We start from the raw sequence: 17,003 nt of genomic DNA, 5'->3' as shown, positions 1-17,003 counted from the left end.
CGTTCCAGTGTATGAGTTGAAGCGCGGTGAAGGAACCTGACGGGCCTGGTGAGTACAGTAACTTCGCTAACGCTAGCGTTAGCGTGACGGCGTTTCCGCGGTTGCGCCGACGACTTCCTCGATCGCCTTGCCGATGCGCTCGAAACCTTCGTTCAGATCGTCGAGCGGCATCACCAGCGACGGCGCAAAGCGCAACACATCCGGCCCGGCGATCAGCAGCATCGCGCCGTGTGCGGCACACGCGGTGAGGAAATCTTTCGCACGGCCCTTGTACGCATCCGTGAGTTCGGCGCCGATCAGCAGGCCCTTGCCGCGCACTTCGCTGAAGATGCCGAAGCGTTTATTCAGTTGCGCGAGCTTCGTCTTGATCGCGTCGCCACGCTGACGCACGCCTTCGAGCAGATCCGGGTCGCTGATCAGTTCGACGACCTTCTCCGCGATCGCAGCGCCGAGCGGATTGCCGCCGTACGTCGTGCCGTGCACGCCGACCTTGAAGTGCGCGGCCAGTTCGGTGGTAGTCAACATCGCGCCGATCGGGAAACCGTTGCCGAGCGCTTTCGCGGTAGTCAGGATGTCGGGCGTGACATCCGTGTCCTGGTACGCATAGAAGTAACCCGTGCGGCCTACGCCCGTTTGTACCTCGTCAAAAATCAGCAGCGCGCCATGCTGGTCGCACAGTTCGCGCAGGCCGCGCAGGAATGCTGGATCGGCGGGAATCACACCGCCTTCGCCCTGGATCGGCTCCACGATCACCGCACAGGTTTTCGCGCCGATCGTCTTGCGGGCAGCATCGAGATCGTTGTACGGCAGATGGACGATGCCAGCCGGCACCGGGCCGAAGCCTTCCGAATACTTCGGCTGGCCGCCGACACTGACCGTAAAGAACGTGCGCCCATGGAACGATTGCGCAAACGACACGATCTCGACCTTGTCGGCACCGTGGCGCTCGAACGCGACGCGACGCGCAAGCTTCAACGCGGCTTCGTTAGCTTCCGCACCCGAGTTCGCGAAGAACGCGCGGTCGGCGAAGGTCAGGTCTTCGAGACGCTTCGCGAGACGCAGCACCGGTTCGTTCGTGTAGCCGTTGCCGATGTGCCAGAGCTTGCTGCCCTGTTCGTGCAGCACTTTCAGCAGTTCCGGATGCGCGTGGCCGAGTGCCGTAACGGCGATGCCGCCGGCGAAGTCGATATATTCGCGGCCCTGGGTATCCCAGATGCGCGAGCCGGCGCCGCGGTCCGGCACGAAAGCGGCTGGCGAGAACAGCGGCACCATGACTTCATCGAAGGTCTGGCGGGTCACAGTCAGGTCGTTCATGGCGAATCCTCGTTGCAGTAATAGCAGATAGTGTAGGAAACCCCGTGCGAAACGTCTTGCGCACAGGCGACGTGTTCTGTCGGGCTTGCCGCGCTTCTGTCGCCGCGCGGCACGGTTTCAGGCGCCGGACGGGCCGGGTGTATCCGGCGGCTCGATCAGCGCGCCCGGCCGCGGCTCGCTCGCCGCCGCGGCGGCGCCGCCGTGCTGCCGGTCGAGCCAGTTGCGGCGATCTTCGCGCGGCGTCACGCTAAAACGCTCGCGGTATGCATTCGAAAAGTGCGCCGCCGACGAAAACCCGCACGCCAGACTGATCTGCACGACCGATTTGCTCGTGCGCTGCAACTGTGTGCGCGCTTTCGACAGCCGCAGCCCCAAGTAGTACTTGGACGGCATCGAGCCGAGATACTGGCGAAACAACCGCTCCAGTTGCCGCCGCGATATGCCGACCAGACCGGCGATCTCGTCGGTGGTGAGCGGGTCTTCGGTATTCGCTTCCATCAGTTGCAGCGCATCGTTCAGACGCGGATGGCGCTCGCCAGGTGCGGTCACGAACGGAATGCGCTGGCGCTCTTCACCCGCGCGCAGCACGCCGACGCCGAGCGTGTCGGCAATCCGTTCCGCGAGTTCGGGGCCGTGCTCGCGGCCGATCATCGCGAGCATGAAGTCGACAGTGGCCTGACCGCCCGCGCAGGTGGCGCGATCGCGATCGATTTCGAAGATCTGTTGCGTGACGATCGAGCGTTCGAACTGCTCGGCGAACTGCTGATAGGTTTCCCAGTTGACGCTCACGCGGTAGCTGGACAATTGCCCCGCCATCGCGAGCCACCACACGCCGTGATGAATCCCGGTAACGAGCGGCGTACGCTGCCCGACACGCGACAAACTGGCGAGAAACAGCCGGTAATCGGCGAACTGCTGAAAGCGTTCGCTGACCACGATCAGCCAGTCGCACGACACCGCATCGCCGAACGCCGTATCGACGGGCCATTGCGCGCCGCCCGACAGCGGCACCGGGCGCCCGTCCCACGAACACACCTGCCAGCGATACAACGCACGCCCATCGATTTCATTGGCGAGCGTCAACGCATCGACGATCGGCCCGATGCCCGACATCGAGACCGGCGGCAAGGCAACGATCGCGACCTGCGTCGTGCGAGTGGGACTTGATGTTCGAGCCATCGGCAATCCGCTTGGAACCGGCGCCGCGCGTTACTTGAGACTACCCGAGAGAAATTGCTTCAGACGTTCGCTGCGCGGTGCAGCAAGTACTTCGGCAGGCGCACCCTCTTCTTCGGTACGGCCTTGATGCAGGAACATCACGTGGTTCGAGACGTTGCGCGCAAAACCCATTTCGTGCGTGACGACGATCATCGTGCGACCTTCTTCGGCGAGCTTTTGCATGACCTTCAGCACTTCGCCGACCAGTTCGGGATCGAGCGCGGAGGTCGGTTCGTCGAACAGCATCACGTCGGGGTTCATCGCCAGTGCGCGTGCAATGGCAACGCGCTGCTGCTGACCACCGGACAGATGCGCGGGATACTGCTTCTCGACGCGCGGCGCGAGCCCCACCTTCTCCAGATACTCGCGCGCCCGGTCTTCCGCTTCCTTGCGCGACAGACCGAGCACATGACGTGGCGCCTCGATGACGTTTTCGAGCACGTTCATGTGCGCCCACAGGTTGAAATGCTGGAACACCATCGCGAGCTTCGTGCGGATGCGTTGCAACTGCTTGTGATCGGCCACTTCGAGATTTCCGGCGCGGTCAGCTTTGGTACGCACGGTCTCACCGTCGACGACGATCTGCCCCGCGTTCGGCCGCTCGAGAAAGTTGATGCAGCGCAGGAACGTACTCTTGCCCGACCCGCTCGCACCGATGATGCTGATGACGTCGCCCTTGTTCGCATTCATCGACACGCCCTTGAGCACTTCGTTGTCGCCGAAGCGCTTGTGGATGTCCTGCACGGCGAGCTTGCAGGCGTCGGTTTGAGTCGTGTGGAGCAAGATGCTCTCCCAGAGTGTGTAACGGGTTCCGTCTTCGGTCCCGTCTTGCAACAGCGTGAAAACCTGCGGTACGACAGCGTTATGCGATGTACAGCGGCAGCGGCGCCGCTCAATGCGACCGCACCGCCAGATAACCGAGCCAGCGGCGCTCGGCGTGCCGGAACCCCGCAACCAGTGCGAACGAGATCGCACAGTAGATCAGCGCCGCGAGCCCGAACGCTTCGAACGAACGGTAGGTTGCCGAATTCACATCGCGCGCGACCTTCAGGATGTCCGGCACCGTCGCCGTGAACGCGACGGTGGTCGCATGCAGCATCAGGATCACTTCGTTACTGTACAACGGCAGCGCACGGCGCAGCGCGGAAGGTAGCACAACGCGCCGGTACATCGTGAAGCCGCTCATGCCGTATGCGCGCGCCGCTTCGACTTCGCCGTGCGAGGTCGCGCGAATCGCACCGGCGAAGATCTCGGTCGTGTACGCGCAGGTGTTCAATGCGAAGGCGAGAATCGCGCAATGAAAACCGCTGCGAAAGAACGCATCGAGCAACGAGTGCGAGCGCACGAACTCGAGGCTGTACATCCCCGTGTAGATCAGCAGCAACTGCACGTAGAGCGGCGTGCCGCGAAACACGTAGGTGTAAAAGCGCACCGGCAGCGACAGCCAGCGCTTCTTCGACACGCGCGCGACCGCGAGCGGAATCGATACGACAAAACCCATGCCGATCGATGCAACCAGCAGCCACAGCGTCACGGCAACGCCCGACAGACGCTGGCCGTCCCAGTACAGGAAAGCGCGCCAGTATTCGGTGAGGATCTCGATCATGTTGGTATCAAAGCTCCGCGTGGCGCACGCCGATCGAATAACGCCGCTCTAGCCAGATCAGCACGAGATTCGATACGGTCGTGATGGCCAGATAGATCAGCGCGGCGATGAGGATGAAGAAAAACATGTTGAAGGTGCTCTTGCCCGCGTCCTGCGCGGCCTTGACGATGTCGGCGAGACCGATGATCGACACGAGCGCGGTCGCTTTCACGAGCACCTGCCAGTTGTTGCCGATACCGGGCAGCGCGAAACGCATCATCTGCGGAAACAGGATGCGCGCGAACACGCGGGCACCGCTCATGCCGTAGGCCGCGCCCGCTTCGAGCTGGCCGCGCGGCACCGCGAGAAAAGCGCCGCGAAAGGTCTCAGTGAAGTACGCGCCGTAGATAAAGCCGAGTGTGAGCACGCCCGCGACGAATGGATCGATGTCGAACTGCGGCAGAGCGAGCGCATCGGTCAGATTGTTGACCGCGATCTGGATGCTGTAGAACAGCAACAGCATCAGGACGAGATCAGGCACCGAGCGGATCAGCGTCGTGTAGGCGGTGGCAATGGCGCGCAGCGGCCGGTTCAGCGAAAGCTTCGCCGCCGCGCCGATCAGGCCGAGCACGACGGCCGCCGCGAGCGACAGAACGGAAAGTTCGATTGTCTGGATCGCACCGGCGAGCAGCACCGGGCCAAAGCCGTATAGGAACACGCGCGTCTCCATCTGGTTTATCGGGCTGGCGGGTCGCTGTGAAACCGGCGCCGCCCGCTTCGAGGCATGGCGCGGATACTCGCAGGCAAAAATAAATTGCTCAAACCGGCGACACGCGGAGTATTGCGGCGCAACATAGGCAGCCAGGGCGATCGCGCCGTGCCGGACTCCCTGTTTTCGCGGGCGCCATGGTTTTGCGAGCGCTCAATGCACCGGCTGCGCCTGCTGCGTTTTCGCAAGTTTGTAGTCGCTTTTTCGATAGACGAAGCGGCGTCGCAATGGGCGTTTCGATAGACTGGCAGCCATCCGCCCGCCGCTCCAGGGCACCTCCTGTTATCCGACGACCCGCTCATGACTTCCCGCACCGACCCCGACACACTCGCCGCCTACGCGCGCGACGCCGCCCGCTACAGCCAGGACTGGCTCGACCAGCCGCCGCCGAACGACCTCTACTCGATGCTGCAGACGCACCTGGTGCCCGGCGGCGATACCGCGGATATCGGCTGCGGCAACGGCCGCGACGCCGCGTGGCTGGCCGGGGGCGGTTACCCGGTGACCGGTTTCGATGCGTCGTCAGCGCTGCTCGACGAGGCACGCCGGCTCTACCCCGACGTAACGTTTCGCGAAGCGACGCTGCCTGCGCTGGCCGGCGTCGTCGACACCTACGACAACGTGATCTGCGAAACCGTGATCATGCATCTGCCGGTCGACGAGATCGCCTCCGCGATCGACAGCCTGTTGCGCATCCTGCGGCCGGACGGCGTGCTGTATCTGTCGTGGCGGGTCACCGAGGGAGCAGACCAGCGGCTGCCCGACGGCCGGCTCTACAGCGCGTTCGATCCCGCACTGGTGCTCGGCGAGCTGGCCGGCTGCGCGATCCTGCTGTTCGAGGACGTGACAAGCGAAAGCTCGGGCAAACGAATCTGTCGCGTGGTGGCGACGAAGCGCGGCGATACGGTGTGAGCGTGTAAGCGCGTGCCAGGCGCTGCGAGCGGGATACACCGGCACGGGACCGTCTCACACCCAGATTTGACTCATTAATGACCCAAAAAACGCCTTAAAGACTCATTAATGAGTCAATATTGACTTCAGGGACTGGTGCGACCTAGAATGATTCATTAATGAGCCAACAACACGGTTAAAGACTCATTAATAAGCCAATCCGGTCGAAACCATGTCCAAACTCGCGTCCCGTCCCCTCTCCCGCTACAGCCTCGATGCCGCCTTGCTGCTGGGGCAGCAGATCCGCCGGATGCGCATCGAGCGCACCATCACGACCGCGCAGATGGCCGAACGGGCCGGCCTGTCGCGCAGTCTCGTGCAGCGCATCGAAAAGGGCGATCCGTCCTGCTCGATCGGCGCGGTGTTCGAGGCCGCGGCTGTGGTCGGTTTGCGTCTTTTCGACGCCGACCAGCCGGAGATGACTAGCCTCAATCAACGCTATGCGGACACGCTGATCCTGCTGCCGAAGAAAGTCCGCACGCCGCGCATCGAGACCAAAGATGACTTCTGAGCGCAGTTATCAGGAAGCGTTCGTCTGGGTCTGGCTGCCCGGCGCAACCGGGCCGGTGGTGTGCGGACGGCTCGCCGCCGTGGGTGGGCAGATCGTCTTCAACTACGGCCGCAGCTATCTCGCGCGCAAAGACGCAATCGCGCTCTACGACCCCGAGCTGCCGTTGCAAGCGGGCACGCTGCCCTTGCCCGCCGGCCTGTCGATGCCGGGCTGCATCCGCGACGCCGCGCCCGACGCGTGGGGCCGGCGCGTGATCATCAATCGCAGGTTCGGGGCGGGCGGCCGCCAGATCGACACGGCGGAACTGGACGAACTCACGTATCTGCTCGAGTCGGGCTCCGACCGGATCGGCGCGCTCGACTTCCAGCAGTCGGCCAGCACCTACGTGCCGCGCGATGCCGCGTCTGCGTCGCTCGACGATCTGTCGAATGCGGTTGCAAGTGTCGAACAGGGTGTGCCGCTCAGCCCCGACCTCGAGCGTGCGCTGTTGCACGGCAGTTCGATTGGCGGTGCGCGACCGAAAGCGATGATCACCTCGCACGACAGGAGGTACATCGCGAAGTTTTCGTCGCAGAGCGACATCTATAGCGTCGTCAAGGCCGAGTACATCGCGATGCGTCTGGCCGCCGAAGCGGGCATCGCGGCGGCTCCCGTGTCGCTGCAGCAGGTGGGCGGCAAGGACGTGTTGTTGATCGAACGGTTCGATCGCACGCATGCGGCGCACGGCTGGCAACGCCGCGCGATGGTGTCGGCGCTCACGCTGCTCGGGCTCGATGAAATGATGGCGCGCTACGCGAGCTATGAAGACCTTGCCACGATCGTCCGGCATCGCTTCAGCGAACCGAAGGCGACGCTGCGCGAACTGTTCGCGCGGATGCTGTTCAATGTGCTGTGCGGCAATACCGACGATCACGCGCGCAATCACGCCGCGTTCTGGGACGGCGCCGCGCTGACGCTCACGCCCGCTTACGACATCTGCCCGCAGGCGCGCGCCGGCAACGAAGCAACCCAGGCGATGCTGATTACCGGCAACGAACGCTGGAGCCAGATTGCCGTGTGCCTGAAGGTCGCACCGCAATTCCTGCTCTCCACCGCGGAGGCGCTCGCGCTCGCCGTGCAGCAGATCGAAACGATCCGCGATAGCTGGGTGACGGTCTGCACGGAGGCGCGGCTCAGCGAGGTCGACCGCAACTTGCTATGGCGGCGGCAGTTTCTGAACCCGTTCGCTTTCGTCGATGCGCCGGCGCAACTGACTGTAATGCTGCCAGAGAGCGATTGATGCCCCGTGAATCCCTTGCGAAAGCGCGCTCGTGCATAATGCGCCGTTATCGATGACCGGACGACGCTGGCATGTTTTATGACCAATCGTGGATGGGGTACGGGATCGTCGGCGGTATGCAGGCGGGAGCGATTGCAGCAGTAATCGGATTCTTCATGCTGCTGCTGGTGCACTGGCTGACCCGCAAGGAACCCTGGAACCCCGGCCGCGAGGTGGGCGTGACTTATATGCTGTCCGTGCTGCCCAGTTCGAGCGGCGATCTGTGGAACCTGTTCTATTTCAACTACGCCAACCTGCAGTCGCCGGCTTTGCTGCGCGCAACGCTCGCCGATGTGCACGATCCGGACAGTATCGGCGTACGCGTGCTGTGCGAGTTCCTGGGCATCGCGGTGGGTATCTTGCTGGCCTGGATCGTGTTGCGCTGGCGTAGTCGCGCGCGTACCGGCGGCGCATAACGCCGTGTGATATCTCAGCTGGGGTCAGGCGTTCGCCCTGACTACGCACACCTTTCTTTACAAAAAATGACAAATATAGTGCTCGATCCAGTCGACGCACTCGATAAGTGACGCGTTATAGCTCTCAGTGCCACATCTTCACGTGGCACGGATCGGCTCTACCCATCATGGGGCCCATGAATCCCCGAAGTCCGTGAAGGTATCCGCAATCGCAACAAGCACGACCAGCAATTGCTCCAATGCTTCCGTCGAAAACGATTCCCTCGACTCTTACTTAAAGGATTCACCATGAACAAGTTTCTTTCCGTTGTAGTGGCTGCCGGCATGTTCACCGCCATGGCCGCTCACGCACAGACCCCGGCCCCGGCTACCGCGCCGGCAGGAACGACAGCTCTTTGTAAGGACGGTTCGTCCTTCTCGGGTGCCACGAAGAAAGGCGCGTGCTCGGGCCATAAAGGCGTGAAGACCTGGTACGGCGCAGCGGGTGCTCCTGCTGCAGGCGCCAGCGCTCCGGCAGCAGCCGCTGCGGCACCGGCTTCATCTGCCGCCCCGGCTCCGGCTGCGGCCACGACCACGAAAACGGCTACGCCCGCTGCCAGCACGAAGGCTGCTGCGCCCGGCGGCGGCCCGGGCCAGGTGTGGGTCAACACGAGCACGAAGGTGTACCACTGCCAGGGCGACAAGTACTACGGCAAGACGAAGGCCGGTTCGTACATGAGCGAAGCCGATGCGAAGACCAAGGGCTACCACGCCGATCACGGCAAGGCTTGCTCGTAAGCTTCTTCGGTATGGCTAACGATGTTTGACGGACGGGGTGAGCGCTGTGGTCTCAGGCGCTCACCCCGTTTGACGTGGTCCATTCGCCGGCATAGCCGCGCGGCGTTTTACTTCATATCAGAAGCCACCCCCCATCCCGATGCCGCCAGGCCCCACCGTGAGATGACCGATGGTCGCCCCAATGCCGCCGGGGCCTACCGTGTAATTAACGCTGTCCCCCTGCCGGGCCGGCGACGCGGTACACGTGTTCTTGCCCATAGGCGACAGGCAAGGGTCCGGTTTTCCGTTACCGAATGCATTGGCCGTCGCATTGTTCCTGGCAATCTGTTTTGCCGAGAACTTTTCGATGACCTTGTTTCTTGCTTCCGTAATCGAATTCATTTTCTTCGACCAGATGCGCGCCCTTGCCTGGTCGTGAGAGGCCAGAATGTCCTGACCTTCAGGGATCATGTTGCCTATTTGAAGGTCGTACTGGATCACTTCTTTCGGCAGGAAACCCGACCGGACTGACGCGCGGTCACTTTCAACGACCTTCGCCCAGTCGGCAGTGGAAAGCGAAGCCCCCGATCCTGCCGCGGCCGCAGCCGGTGCTGGAGCCGGGGCGCGATTTTGCGCGGGAACCATGCATCCAGCGAAGAGTGTTGTTATAAAAAACGCTGAGATACATTTACTTGCCGTCGTTTTCATTTTTCTTTCCGAAGAGGTGTCGCCGAAAAGACGTCTACCCCAAGACGGCTTTGATCGGAAGCTTGCTAGCGGATACCGTGACTCGTCTTAATAGACGATTGACTGGCAGGAATTTTCAAAAGCCGCCCATCAGTCCATACCGAGTCGGGCAAGGATCGCCGGCATCATGTTATGGACGGCGGCCCGCCCTTCTTCGATAGCCGGTCGCGCGCGGTGGAAATCGAAGATGCCCATACCGCCCAGGCGCGGCTGGATCAGGATGTCGGCAGGTTCGCCGGCCAGCCGGCTGCGCGTAATCCGCACCTGCATGATGTCGATGCTCTGCGCGATCGAACTCAGCATCGACGGTACGCGCGCGCTCGGCGGCGGCGCCACGCGCACATCGCGACTTTCTTCGTAGCCGGGCGCCGGTTGCAACCAGCGCGGCCACGGTTTGCCGTTGCGGCGTAATGCGAGCGGTGGCGCGGCATCGTCGGTGGCGCTGGCGGTGGTGTTGGCTGCGTTGGTGGAACCCTCCGTTACGGGCGCACCCGACGCGACGGCCGCCGCACGCGCGGCGATCGGTGCAGGCGTTTCGGCAGTGACACCGCCCAGGTCGCGGCCATTCAGAATGTCGTTGTTCAGATCGATAGCGATCACACAGTCCGCACGCATGCCGCGCGCAACCGACACCGGCACCGGATTGCTCAAACCGCCGTCGACGAGCCACACCCCGTCATGCCACTGCGGCGTAAAAATACCGGGAATCGCAATCGACGCACGCACCGCGTCGACGAGGCTGCCGTCCTGCAACCAGGTTTCGCGACCGGTATCGAGTTCGGTTGCGACTGCGGCAAACGGCATCTTCAGCTCGCCGATCGCGCAGCCCACGAACTGGTCCGCAAACACCTGAATCACTTTCTTGCCGCCGAGCAGTCCACCGGATAAACGCAGATCGAGTAGCCGCACGACCGTTTGCCACGTGAGCCGCGACACCCACTCTTCGAGCCAGTCGAGATCGCCGTGCGCGTAGACGGCACCCACCAGCGCACCGATCGAGGTGCCACACACCACATCGGGCCGGATACCCGCTTCGTGCAGGGCCCGGATCGCACCGATGTGGGCCCAGCCGCGCGCAGCTCCTCCACCGAGGACAAGTCCGATACGCGAGGGACGACGACGCTGGTTCATGGCTTCTGTCTCCGCTCAGCGCCCGCGAACCACATCGGAGCGAGAAGTGGTGCTCACCTTGTGGTCGGGGCCAAAGTGCACGTTGAAAATGCCTTCTTCGGTGACGCCGCCCTCGCGCCACTTCCAGCTCCACACCGTTTCGGGCTTGAGCGGATAAACGGCGATTTCACCGGGCTTGCCGAGCAGGCGCCGCACTTCGTCGTCGGTCATACCGGGGCGGATCTTCGCGAAGTTCGCGGCAGTCAACACCTGGGTGATCGCTTGCAGCTTCCCATCTGGGTCGATGTCGATCATGTAGGTGTTGAGGCCTTGCGGACCGCGCGGATATTCGAGCCGCTTCGAGCCGTCCGTAAACGTATGCTCGGTTTCGGGCTTGCCCATCTGGCTGCGCACCTGCTCTTCGGTCGTAATGCCCGGCGTCATGTCCTTCAGCAGCAAGGCGTCCGGTTTGACCGCGTTGAAAAAATCCCTGAGTTTCTGCACGGCTTCCTGGCCCTGTTGATCGTCGCAGCCGGCGAGCGCGAGCGACGCACCGAGCATCGCTGCGGTAAGCAGGCCGGTAAGGTGGCGAATGAGTAATCGGTGGCGATAACGGAAGGTCATTGATCCTGGATGCGCACATCTTGTGTAAAGCATGTGCCACAGGATAACCGTGTGCTCGTAAAACTGCGAGCCGCGGTGCAGCGGGCTCTAAACTCGATACATCCTTGCCGCAACGTGAACCACGCGCTCAGCCGGCGGCTTCCGCCCGACCGTCGTTGAAAAGGCGGGCGTCTTCTCCGGTGTCACGCACCGCTTCGATTGCGTCGTTCTCGCTCCAGATGCGGCTCATTTCATGCGCGAGGAATTCCATCGCACCGCTTTCATTGGAGACCTGCATACCGATCCACTCGTAGCGCGGGGCATGCAACCAGGCACCGTCTTCATGAGCCACGCCGACCAGTTCGCGACCGCTCGACGCCTGCGGCTCGACCAGCAGCCAGTACCTTTTGCCGTGCCACGCCATCAGATGCAGTTGCCGGTACCGACACGGCAATAGCTGCCGGCCGCGCACGGTGTCGTAGACGCCATACAACCAGCGTCGGCCCTGCTGCCTGCCGACCTTCACAGCACCCACCACACTGGTCGGCTCGCGATCGGGCATGTCATACGCGGGGTAGATGCTGTCGACGCGCTGATAGTCGAACGGCAATAGCGGGCGCCCGTCACTGTCGAAGAGACCAATCGATTTATCTTCTCGTTGCGCGACGAACCGGTGGCTGCCGTTCACCATCATCACGCCCTCGCCGCGAGGCCCCGCCTCCGCGAACTGGATTGGTCGCAGATCCGGATAGACCGGTTCGATGATTTCGCGACCTTGCTGATCGAGCAGTCCCTTGCGTGCAGCGCGTGTGACGATGAAACGTACGGTGTCCTCGTGCCAGGCCATCTCGTCCCACGCGGGCTCGATGACCCACGTGCCTGCGAGCGTGACCGCTCCCCAGCGGCCTTGCATGCGCACGATCGCGAGTCCGCACGAGACGATCGCCTGCGCCGCTTCGTACTGCGGTTCCACCACCCAGTGTCCCGAGGTGTCGATAAAACCGCAGCGACCACCGACGCATACCGCCGCATAGCCATTCGCAAAATCGCCGATGCTGTCGGCGTGCGCCTCGAACAGCCAGCTACCGTCATCGCGCAGCAGCCCATGACGCCCGCCGGTCTCTACCTTCACCACGCGGACGGGATGTTCGCCGGACGCGTCGCGCACCCATTCGAAGTCATAGGCCGTATCGAGTTGCGGTTCGAGCAAAACATGAGTCTTCTCTCCGTCGATTTTGAGCAAACCGATCTGCGCGCCCCGCCCGACCCACACAAGACAGTCTTCGGGATCGCACGGGTCCCACCAGATGTCGTCCCAGACGGGTTCGACCAGCACCTTGCGTACGCCTTTTTCTTCGATGCAGACGCCCCAGCGACCGTCCGCCCCTTTGACACGCCAGAAACTGTCGGCGAGATGCATCGCTTCGGTGTCGAGGTATTCGGTGAAGCTTTCGGCGCGTGGCGGGTCCTGCCGGTCGAAATACGAGTGGGACAGACCGCCGAAGCCGAAGCTCCATGCCCAGGACATCCAGTCGTCGAACGCGTTTATTTCGAGCGCGGCAAGGAGCGCCGGATCGGCCGGCGTATCGAGACGTGTCTCGACCTGGTGCCAGCAGGCGTCGCACTCCGCGCCCATTCGTTCGATGAACCGCGCGGGCGGATCGGTGCCGAGCCACGACAGTTCGTCGAGATTGGCCGAAAAGCACAAACGTTGCGGATCGATTGCGGTTTTTTCGATGCACTCGGCGAGATACCGCTCGAGCCCGTCGAATTGCCGCGCAAGCTCGGGCAGCGTCCGGTATAGCGGGTGGCGGGCGAAGCAGGCGCTCACACGGCGCACGCGCTCGAGCGCCTGCAATGCACCTGAAGTCAGATTAGGCGTGTCGGCATCGCCGAATACACGCTGTGCGCGAATCGCGTCGCCGGCATTGCCTTGTGCGAGCAGAATCTTCCACAGGGTCGGAAAGTTGTTATTGGCTTCTGCAATCTGCTCCGGCGCGTAGCGGGAATCCGGAGCGTCATCCCGCAGATATAGCCACGAACGGTTACCCATCTCACGCTCCCCAGCGAAAGCTGTTTCCTCGATGTCCGCGGTCATTCCTGCAGTTCGCGGAACGTCAGTATCCGCTTTCTTTAGTCACTTCGACGTGGAATCTCAGACAGAATGCACGGCATACGCGCCGGCGAAAACGGCAATATACAGCGCTCCGTTTCGCAACGATACGCCGGAGGTAACAACCCTCGCGTTGCGCGCTGCAAAGATATCGAATCGCTGTTTCCGATCGCCTCGCGCGGCGACCGGTTTGTCACAATCGAAACGCAGAGCATGAACGGTACTGGTGCGTGCTTACACCGGATCGGCGGGAGATTCCGCGTTGCGTCCGGGATGCCCGACACGCCGGGTACGCGTTCGCATCAACTCCGCCACCTGCCACGACGCAAGCGCAAGACAACCGAACACGATCTCCCGCATCCGCTTGACAAGTGCAAGCGACAGCGCCGCTTCATGGTTCACGCCAAATAGTTGCGCGAGCAACACAATTGTCGCCTCCTGCACGCCGACGCCCCCCGGCACGATGAACGCCGCGTGTCGTACGGCCTGGGTCAGCGCCTCGATGGCGAGCGCGCCGCCCACCGACACCGGATGCCCGAGCAGCGAAAGCGCCCACCAGGTTTCGAGCGCGCCAAGCGCATACCCGGCAAACTGCCACGCGAACGCGCGCAACAGCAGCCCCGTGCGACGCATCAGTGCGTCGATGTCGACGTCGAGCCGCTTGCCGTCGATGCCCTGCAACCACGGATGCGCGTCGCCGAGCAGGCGTGCCGCCCAGCGCTCGAGCGCCTGAAAGATGCCGCCGCGCCGCATCAACACGACCGCGACGAGCGGCACCGGCAACGACAGCAACAGCGCGGCGCCGATCGTGTGCCACGTATCCACGGCACTGCTCGACGCGACGATCAGCACGAGTCCCAGCGCCGCAAACGCATACTGCACCGCCATCGTGACCAGCACCTCGACGATCACCGATGCGCTCACAGCGCTCGCGTCGTCGATGCGCCAGCGCGCGAGCCGGATACCAACGATCTCGCCGCCCACGCTCGCCACCGGCAACAACCGGCTGACCGCTTCGCGCACCGCCGCCACCCACCACAGAAACACGAGCCGCGCACGCCGCGCGAGCAGCAGATGCCACGCATACGCATCGAGCAGCAGCGGTAGCGCGTGCAATGGCACGAGCCATAGCAGCACGAAGCCGGCGCTGCGCAGCGTCTGCAGCACGTCGCGCGCGCCCTCGTGCAACACGAGCCCGATCAGAATCGCGACGCCGACGGGCAGCGCCGCCCATTGCAGTCGTTTCATGACAACGACGCGCCGCGCTTGTCGTGCTTACCGCACGTATCGCACGTGTTGCGTGCAAGTACATCGGCAAATCCGCCGCAGGTCGCGCCAGCGGCTTCGATTGCGGCGGCTACGCGCGGTGACAGTAGTGCATCGAGTTCGGCGGCGTGGCGATAGGCGTGCATCGCCGGTGTGAGCGGTTCGTCGCCTGGCGCTGCAGGGTGGCAATAGATCTCGCCGACGCCGCGCGGCAGATTCGCGAGCGCGTCGAGCAGCGCAGCCTCGTCCATGCGCCCAGTCTGCGCGATACCCACCACGTAATCGTTATGCGCGACCCCCGCACGGTCGAGCCGGCTCCGTACGAGGGCTATCCACGGTCGCAGCCAGACCGGTGCATGCGCCTCGCGCGGCAGCCGCACGGCGCGCATCCCATACTCGCGACCGATCGCAAGAATCAGCGTGAGTACCGTCGGATGCAGATGAAAATGCTTGTGCGTGTTCACGTGATCGAGTGGCAGTCCCGTTCTTGCAAATGCCTCGAACTGCGCGCGAATTTCCCGCGCGAGCTGCGCACGCACCTGCGGCAGGAAGAAGAAACGAAAACCGTCGCGCACCATGTGATCGCCGAAACGGCCTTGCTTGTCGACGAGGTCGGGAATCACCGAATGCGGCAACTGCGCCGGACCGTCCGCCAGCACCAGATGCAGGCCGACCCGCAATCCGGGCAGACGTCGCGCGCGCTCCACGGCATCGTCGGCCGCGGGCGCCGCGACCATCAGGCTCGCGGCCGTCAATACGCCGTACAGATGCGCGCGTTCGACCGCTTCGTTCACGCGCGGATGCAGACCGAAGTCGTCCGCGGTAACGATCAGCGTGCGTTGCGGCAGGCGTGCCTCGTCAGTCATCACGCCTCGTGCGCACGCAGGAAGCGGAAGAACTCGACACCTTCGCGCAGCCGTCGCTTCATCATCTCCCAGCTCGTCAGCATCTCGCGCACGATCTCCCAGATCTTCGACGGCCGGAAATAGAACTGCCGGTAGAAGCGCTCCAGCTGATGATAGATCTCGTCGCGCGACAGATGCGGATAACCGATCGCCGCTAGCTGCACACCCGAGCGGCTCACCAGGTTGATCACCTTGTTCTCTTCGAGCCAGCCGTTTTCGACCGCCTGGTTATACAGCGTCGTGCCCGGATAAGGCGCCGCCAGCGATACCTGGATCGTGTGCGGATTGATTTCCTTCGCGTACTCGATCGTCTTGACGATCGTCTCCTGCGTCTCGCCCGGTAGCCCCAGGATAAACGTGCCGTGGATCTTGATACCGAGCGTGCGGCAGTCTTCGCTGAAGCGGCGCGCAATGTCGGTGCGCAGGCCCTTCTTGATGTTCAGCAGGATCTGGTCGTCGCCCGATTCATAGCCCACGAGCAGCAGGCGCAGGCCGTTCTCCTTCATGATCTTCAGCGTCGCGTACGGCACATTGGCCTTCGCGTTGCACGACCACGTCACGCCGAGCTTGCCCAATCCACGCGCAATCTCTTCCACGCGCGGCTTGAAGTCGGTGAACGTGTCGTCGTCGAACATGATCTCCTTCACTTCAGGCATGTTGTCGCGTATCCACTTCACTTCTTCGAGCACGTTCTCCACCGAGCGTGTGCGATAACGATGGCCGCCTACTGTCTGCGGCCACAGGCAGAACGTGCACTTCGAGCGGCAACCGCGGCCCGTGTAGATCGAAACATACGGATGCTTCAGATAGCCGATGAAGTAGTTATCGATCTTCAGGTCGCGTTTGTAGACCGGCGCGACGAACGGCAGCTCGTCCATGTTCTCGAGGATCGGACGCGCGCCGTTGTGTTCGATGGAGCCATCCGCCGCGCGATAGCTCAGACCCAGTATCTGCGCGAACGGCTTGCCTTCGGCGACTTCCTGGCAGGTGAAATCGAACTCTTCGCGACAGACGAAATCGATTGCTTCCGATGCCGTCAGCGAGTTATGCGGATCGACCGCGACCTTCGCACCGACCATGCCAATCAGCACGTCCGGGCGACGCTTCTTGAGGTCTTCGGCAAAGAGCGCGTCGGTGGGAAAGGACGGCGTGCTCGTGTGGATCACGACCAGCTCGTAGTCTTGCGCGATGTCGAGTGTCGCGTCGACAGACAGCTCGTCGGCGGGCGCGTCGAGCACGCGGCTACCGGGGACGAGCGCCGCGGGCTGCGCGAGCCACGTCGGGTACCAGAACGAGCGGATCTCGCGCTTCGCCTGATAGCGCGAACCCGCGCCGCCGTCGAAACCGTCATACGACGGTGCCTGCAAAAACAGCGTTTTCATGAATGCTCCTGCAACCTGTATTTGAAATCTGACAGCCGT

At 63.0% G+C, this 17,003-nt stretch carries 17 protein-coding genes; 5 read left to right on the top strand and 12 right to left on the bottom strand.

Annotation, left to right across the window (positions count from 1 at the left end):
- Positions 1 to 78 precede the first annotated feature (78 nt).
- The 5 genes from M0D65_RS22885 to M0D65_RS22865 form a co-directional block, all read right to left on the bottom strand.
- Positions 79 to 1,314 (bottom strand): aspartate aminotransferase family protein, encoded by a 1,236-nt coding sequence (locus M0D65_RS22885; protein WP_266254696.1) that lies wholly within the window; start codon positions 1,312 to 1,314, stop codon positions 79 to 81.
- Between the two features lie 117 nt (positions 1,315 to 1,431).
- Positions 1,432 to 2,493, bottom strand: coding sequence for a GlxA family transcriptional regulator (locus M0D65_RS22880; protein ID WP_266254695.1), 1,062 nt, complete (start codon positions 2,491 to 2,493; stop codon positions 1,432 to 1,434).
- A 30-nt stretch (positions 2,494 to 2,523) separates the two neighbouring features.
- Positions 2,524 to 3,315 carry an ABC transporter ATP-binding protein gene (locus M0D65_RS22875; protein ID WP_266254694.1) on the bottom strand — a complete coding sequence of 264 codons (792 nt, stop codon included), beginning with the start codon at positions 3,313 to 3,315 and terminating at the stop codon, positions 2,524 to 2,526.
- 109 nt (positions 3,316 to 3,424) lie between these two features.
- The gene (locus M0D65_RS22870; protein WP_266254693.1) at positions 3,425 to 4,138 is read right to left on the bottom strand and encodes an ABC transporter permease; all 714 of its coding nucleotides are present in this window, start codon (positions 4,136 to 4,138) and stop codon (positions 3,425 to 3,427) included.
- Between the two features lie 7 nt (positions 4,139 to 4,145).
- Entirely contained in the window at positions 4,146 to 4,835 is a 690-nt protein-coding gene (locus tag M0D65_RS22865) for an ABC transporter permease (protein ID WP_091019174.1), read from the bottom strand.
- A gap of 351 nt (positions 4,836 to 5,186) precedes the next feature.
- Here M0D65_RS22865 and M0D65_RS22860 point away from each other — a divergent pair, with 351 nt between their 5' ends.
- From M0D65_RS22860 to M0D65_RS22840, 5 genes are all read left to right on the top strand, one after another.
- Positions 5,187 to 5,798 carry a bifunctional 2-polyprenyl-6-hydroxyphenol methylase/3-demethylubiquinol 3-O-methyltransferase UbiG gene (locus M0D65_RS22860; RefSeq protein ID WP_266254692.1) on the top strand — a complete coding sequence of 204 codons (612 nt, stop codon included), beginning with the start codon at positions 5,187 to 5,189 and terminating at the stop codon, positions 5,796 to 5,798.
- A gap of 211 nt (positions 5,799 to 6,009) precedes the next feature.
- Positions 6,010 to 6,348 carry a helix-turn-helix transcriptional regulator gene (locus M0D65_RS22855; RefSeq protein WP_091018904.1) on the top strand — a complete coding sequence of 113 codons (339 nt, stop codon included), beginning with the start codon at positions 6,010 to 6,012 and terminating at the stop codon, positions 6,346 to 6,348.
- Positions 6,338 to 7,627, top strand: a complete 1,290-nt coding sequence (locus M0D65_RS22850) for a type II toxin-antitoxin system HipA family toxin (protein ID WP_266254691.1) — start codon at positions 6,338 to 6,340, stop codon at positions 7,625 to 7,627. The genes M0D65_RS22855 and M0D65_RS22850 overlap by 11 nt, the downstream gene beginning before the upstream one ends.
- A gap of 71 nt (positions 7,628 to 7,698) precedes the next feature.
- Positions 7,699 to 8,082, top strand: a complete 384-nt coding sequence (locus M0D65_RS22845) for a hypothetical protein (RefSeq protein ID WP_266254690.1) — start codon at positions 7,699 to 7,701, stop codon at positions 8,080 to 8,082.
- A 288-nt stretch (positions 8,083 to 8,370) separates the two neighbouring features.
- Positions 8,371 to 8,859, top strand: a complete 489-nt coding sequence (locus M0D65_RS22840) for a DUF3761 domain-containing protein (RefSeq protein WP_091018910.1) — start codon at positions 8,371 to 8,373, stop codon at positions 8,857 to 8,859.
- 117 nt (positions 8,860 to 8,976) lie between these two features.
- Here M0D65_RS22840 and M0D65_RS22835 read toward each other — a convergent pair whose 3' ends face one another.
- From M0D65_RS22835 to hpnJ, 7 genes are all read right to left on the bottom strand, one after another.
- Complete coding sequence (locus M0D65_RS22835; RefSeq protein WP_266254689.1) at positions 8,977 to 9,546, bottom strand: hypothetical protein; 570 nt, start codon at positions 9,544 to 9,546, stop codon at positions 8,977 to 8,979.
- Positions 9,547 to 9,675: 129 nt separating this feature from the next.
- Positions 9,676 to 10,716 (bottom strand): patatin-like phospholipase family protein, encoded by a 1,041-nt coding sequence (locus tag M0D65_RS22830; protein WP_266254688.1) that lies wholly within the window; start codon positions 10,714 to 10,716, stop codon positions 9,676 to 9,678.
- 15 nt (positions 10,717 to 10,731) lie between these two features.
- Positions 10,732 to 11,256 carry a hypothetical protein gene (locus M0D65_RS22825; RefSeq protein ID WP_091019176.1) on the bottom strand — a complete coding sequence of 175 codons (525 nt, stop codon included), beginning with the start codon at positions 11,254 to 11,256 and terminating at the stop codon, positions 10,732 to 10,734.
- Positions 11,257 to 11,446: 190 nt separating this feature from the next.
- On the bottom strand, positions 11,447 to 13,351 hold the full coding sequence (locus M0D65_RS22820; RefSeq protein ID WP_266254687.1) for a WG repeat-containing protein: 1,905 nt from the start codon (positions 13,349 to 13,351) through the stop codon (positions 11,447 to 11,449).
- A 294-nt stretch (positions 13,352 to 13,645) separates the two neighbouring features.
- Positions 13,646 to 14,659 (bottom strand): lysylphosphatidylglycerol synthase domain-containing protein, encoded by a 1,014-nt coding sequence (locus M0D65_RS22815; RefSeq protein ID WP_266254686.1) that lies wholly within the window; start codon positions 14,657 to 14,659, stop codon positions 13,646 to 13,648.
- A complete protein-coding gene (gene hpnK / locus M0D65_RS22810) occupies positions 14,656 to 15,543 on the bottom strand; it encodes a hopanoid biosynthesis-associated protein HpnK (RefSeq protein WP_266254685.1) in 888 nt (295 codons plus the stop codon). Before hpnK ends, M0D65_RS22815 begins: the two co-directional genes overlap by 4 nt.
- Positions 15,543 to 16,964 (bottom strand): hopanoid biosynthesis associated radical SAM protein HpnJ, encoded by a 1,422-nt coding sequence (gene hpnJ / locus M0D65_RS22805; RefSeq protein WP_091006271.1) that lies wholly within the window; start codon positions 16,962 to 16,964, stop codon positions 15,543 to 15,545. The genes hpnK and hpnJ overlap by 1 nt, the downstream gene beginning before the upstream one ends.
- Positions 16,965 to 17,003 lie beyond the last annotated feature (39 nt).

It is taken from the genome of Paraburkholderia sp. CHISQ3, from assembly GCF_030464945.1.
GTDB classification, from domain to species: domain Bacteria; phylum Pseudomonadota; class Gammaproteobacteria; order Burkholderiales; family Burkholderiaceae; genus Paraburkholderia; species Paraburkholderia megapolitana.
The sequence above is the reverse complement of the archived record's forward strand: the minus strand, read 5'-3'. Positions and strand labels throughout refer to the sequence as shown.

Excerpts from the sequence above, each read along its gene's own strand:
- M0D65_RS22830 (WP_266254688.1), bottom strand. The coding sequence starts at position 10,716 with ATGAACCAGCGTCGTCGTCCCTCGCGTATCGGACTTGTCCTCGGTGGA.
- M0D65_RS22825 (WP_091019176.1), bottom strand. The coding sequence starts at position 11,256 with ATGCTCGGTGCGTCGCTCGCGCTCGCCGGCTGCGACGATCAACAGGGC.
- M0D65_RS22850 (WP_266254691.1), top strand. The coding sequence starts at position 6,338 with ATGACTTCTGAGCGCAGTTATCAGGAAGCGTTCGTCTGGGTCTGGCTG.
- M0D65_RS22845 (WP_266254690.1), top strand. The coding sequence starts at position 7,699 with ATGTTTTATGACCAATCGTGGATGGGGTACGGGATCGTCGGCGGTATG.
- M0D65_RS22840 (WP_091018910.1), top strand. The coding sequence starts at position 8,371 with ATGAACAAGTTTCTTTCCGTTGTAGTGGCTGCCGGCATGTTCACCGCC.
- hpnJ (WP_091006271.1), bottom strand. The coding sequence starts at position 16,964 with ATGAAAACGCTGTTTTTGCAGGCACCGTCGTATGACGGTTTCGACGGC.
- M0D65_RS22855 (WP_091018904.1), top strand. The coding sequence starts at position 6,010 with ATGTCCAAACTCGCGTCCCGTCCCCTCTCCCGCTACAGCCTCGATGCC.
- M0D65_RS22885 (WP_266254696.1), bottom strand. The coding sequence starts at position 1,314 with ATGAACGACCTGACTGTGACCCGCCAGACCTTCGATGAAGTCATGGTG.
- M0D65_RS22860 (WP_266254692.1), top strand. The coding sequence starts at position 5,187 with ATGACTTCCCGCACCGACCCCGACACACTCGCCGCCTACGCGCGCGAC.
- M0D65_RS22880 (WP_266254695.1), bottom strand. The coding sequence starts at position 2,493 with ATGGCTCGAACATCAAGTCCCACTCGCACGACGCAGGTCGCGATCGTT.
- hpnK (WP_266254685.1), bottom strand. The coding sequence starts at position 15,543 with ATGACTGACGAGGCACGCCTGCCGCAACGCACGCTGATCGTTACCGCG.
- M0D65_RS22815 (WP_266254686.1), bottom strand. The coding sequence starts at position 14,659 with ATGAAACGACTGCAATGGGCGGCGCTGCCCGTCGGCGTCGCGATTCTG.
- M0D65_RS22870 (WP_266254693.1), bottom strand. The coding sequence starts at position 4,138 with ATGATCGAGATCCTCACCGAATACTGGCGCGCTTTCCTGTACTGGGAC.
- M0D65_RS22835 (WP_266254689.1), bottom strand. The coding sequence starts at position 9,546 with ATGAAAACGACGGCAAGTAAATGTATCTCAGCGTTTTTTATAACAACA.
- M0D65_RS22820 (WP_266254687.1), bottom strand. The coding sequence starts at position 13,351 with ATGGGTAACCGTTCGTGGCTATATCTGCGGGATGACGCTCCGGATTCC.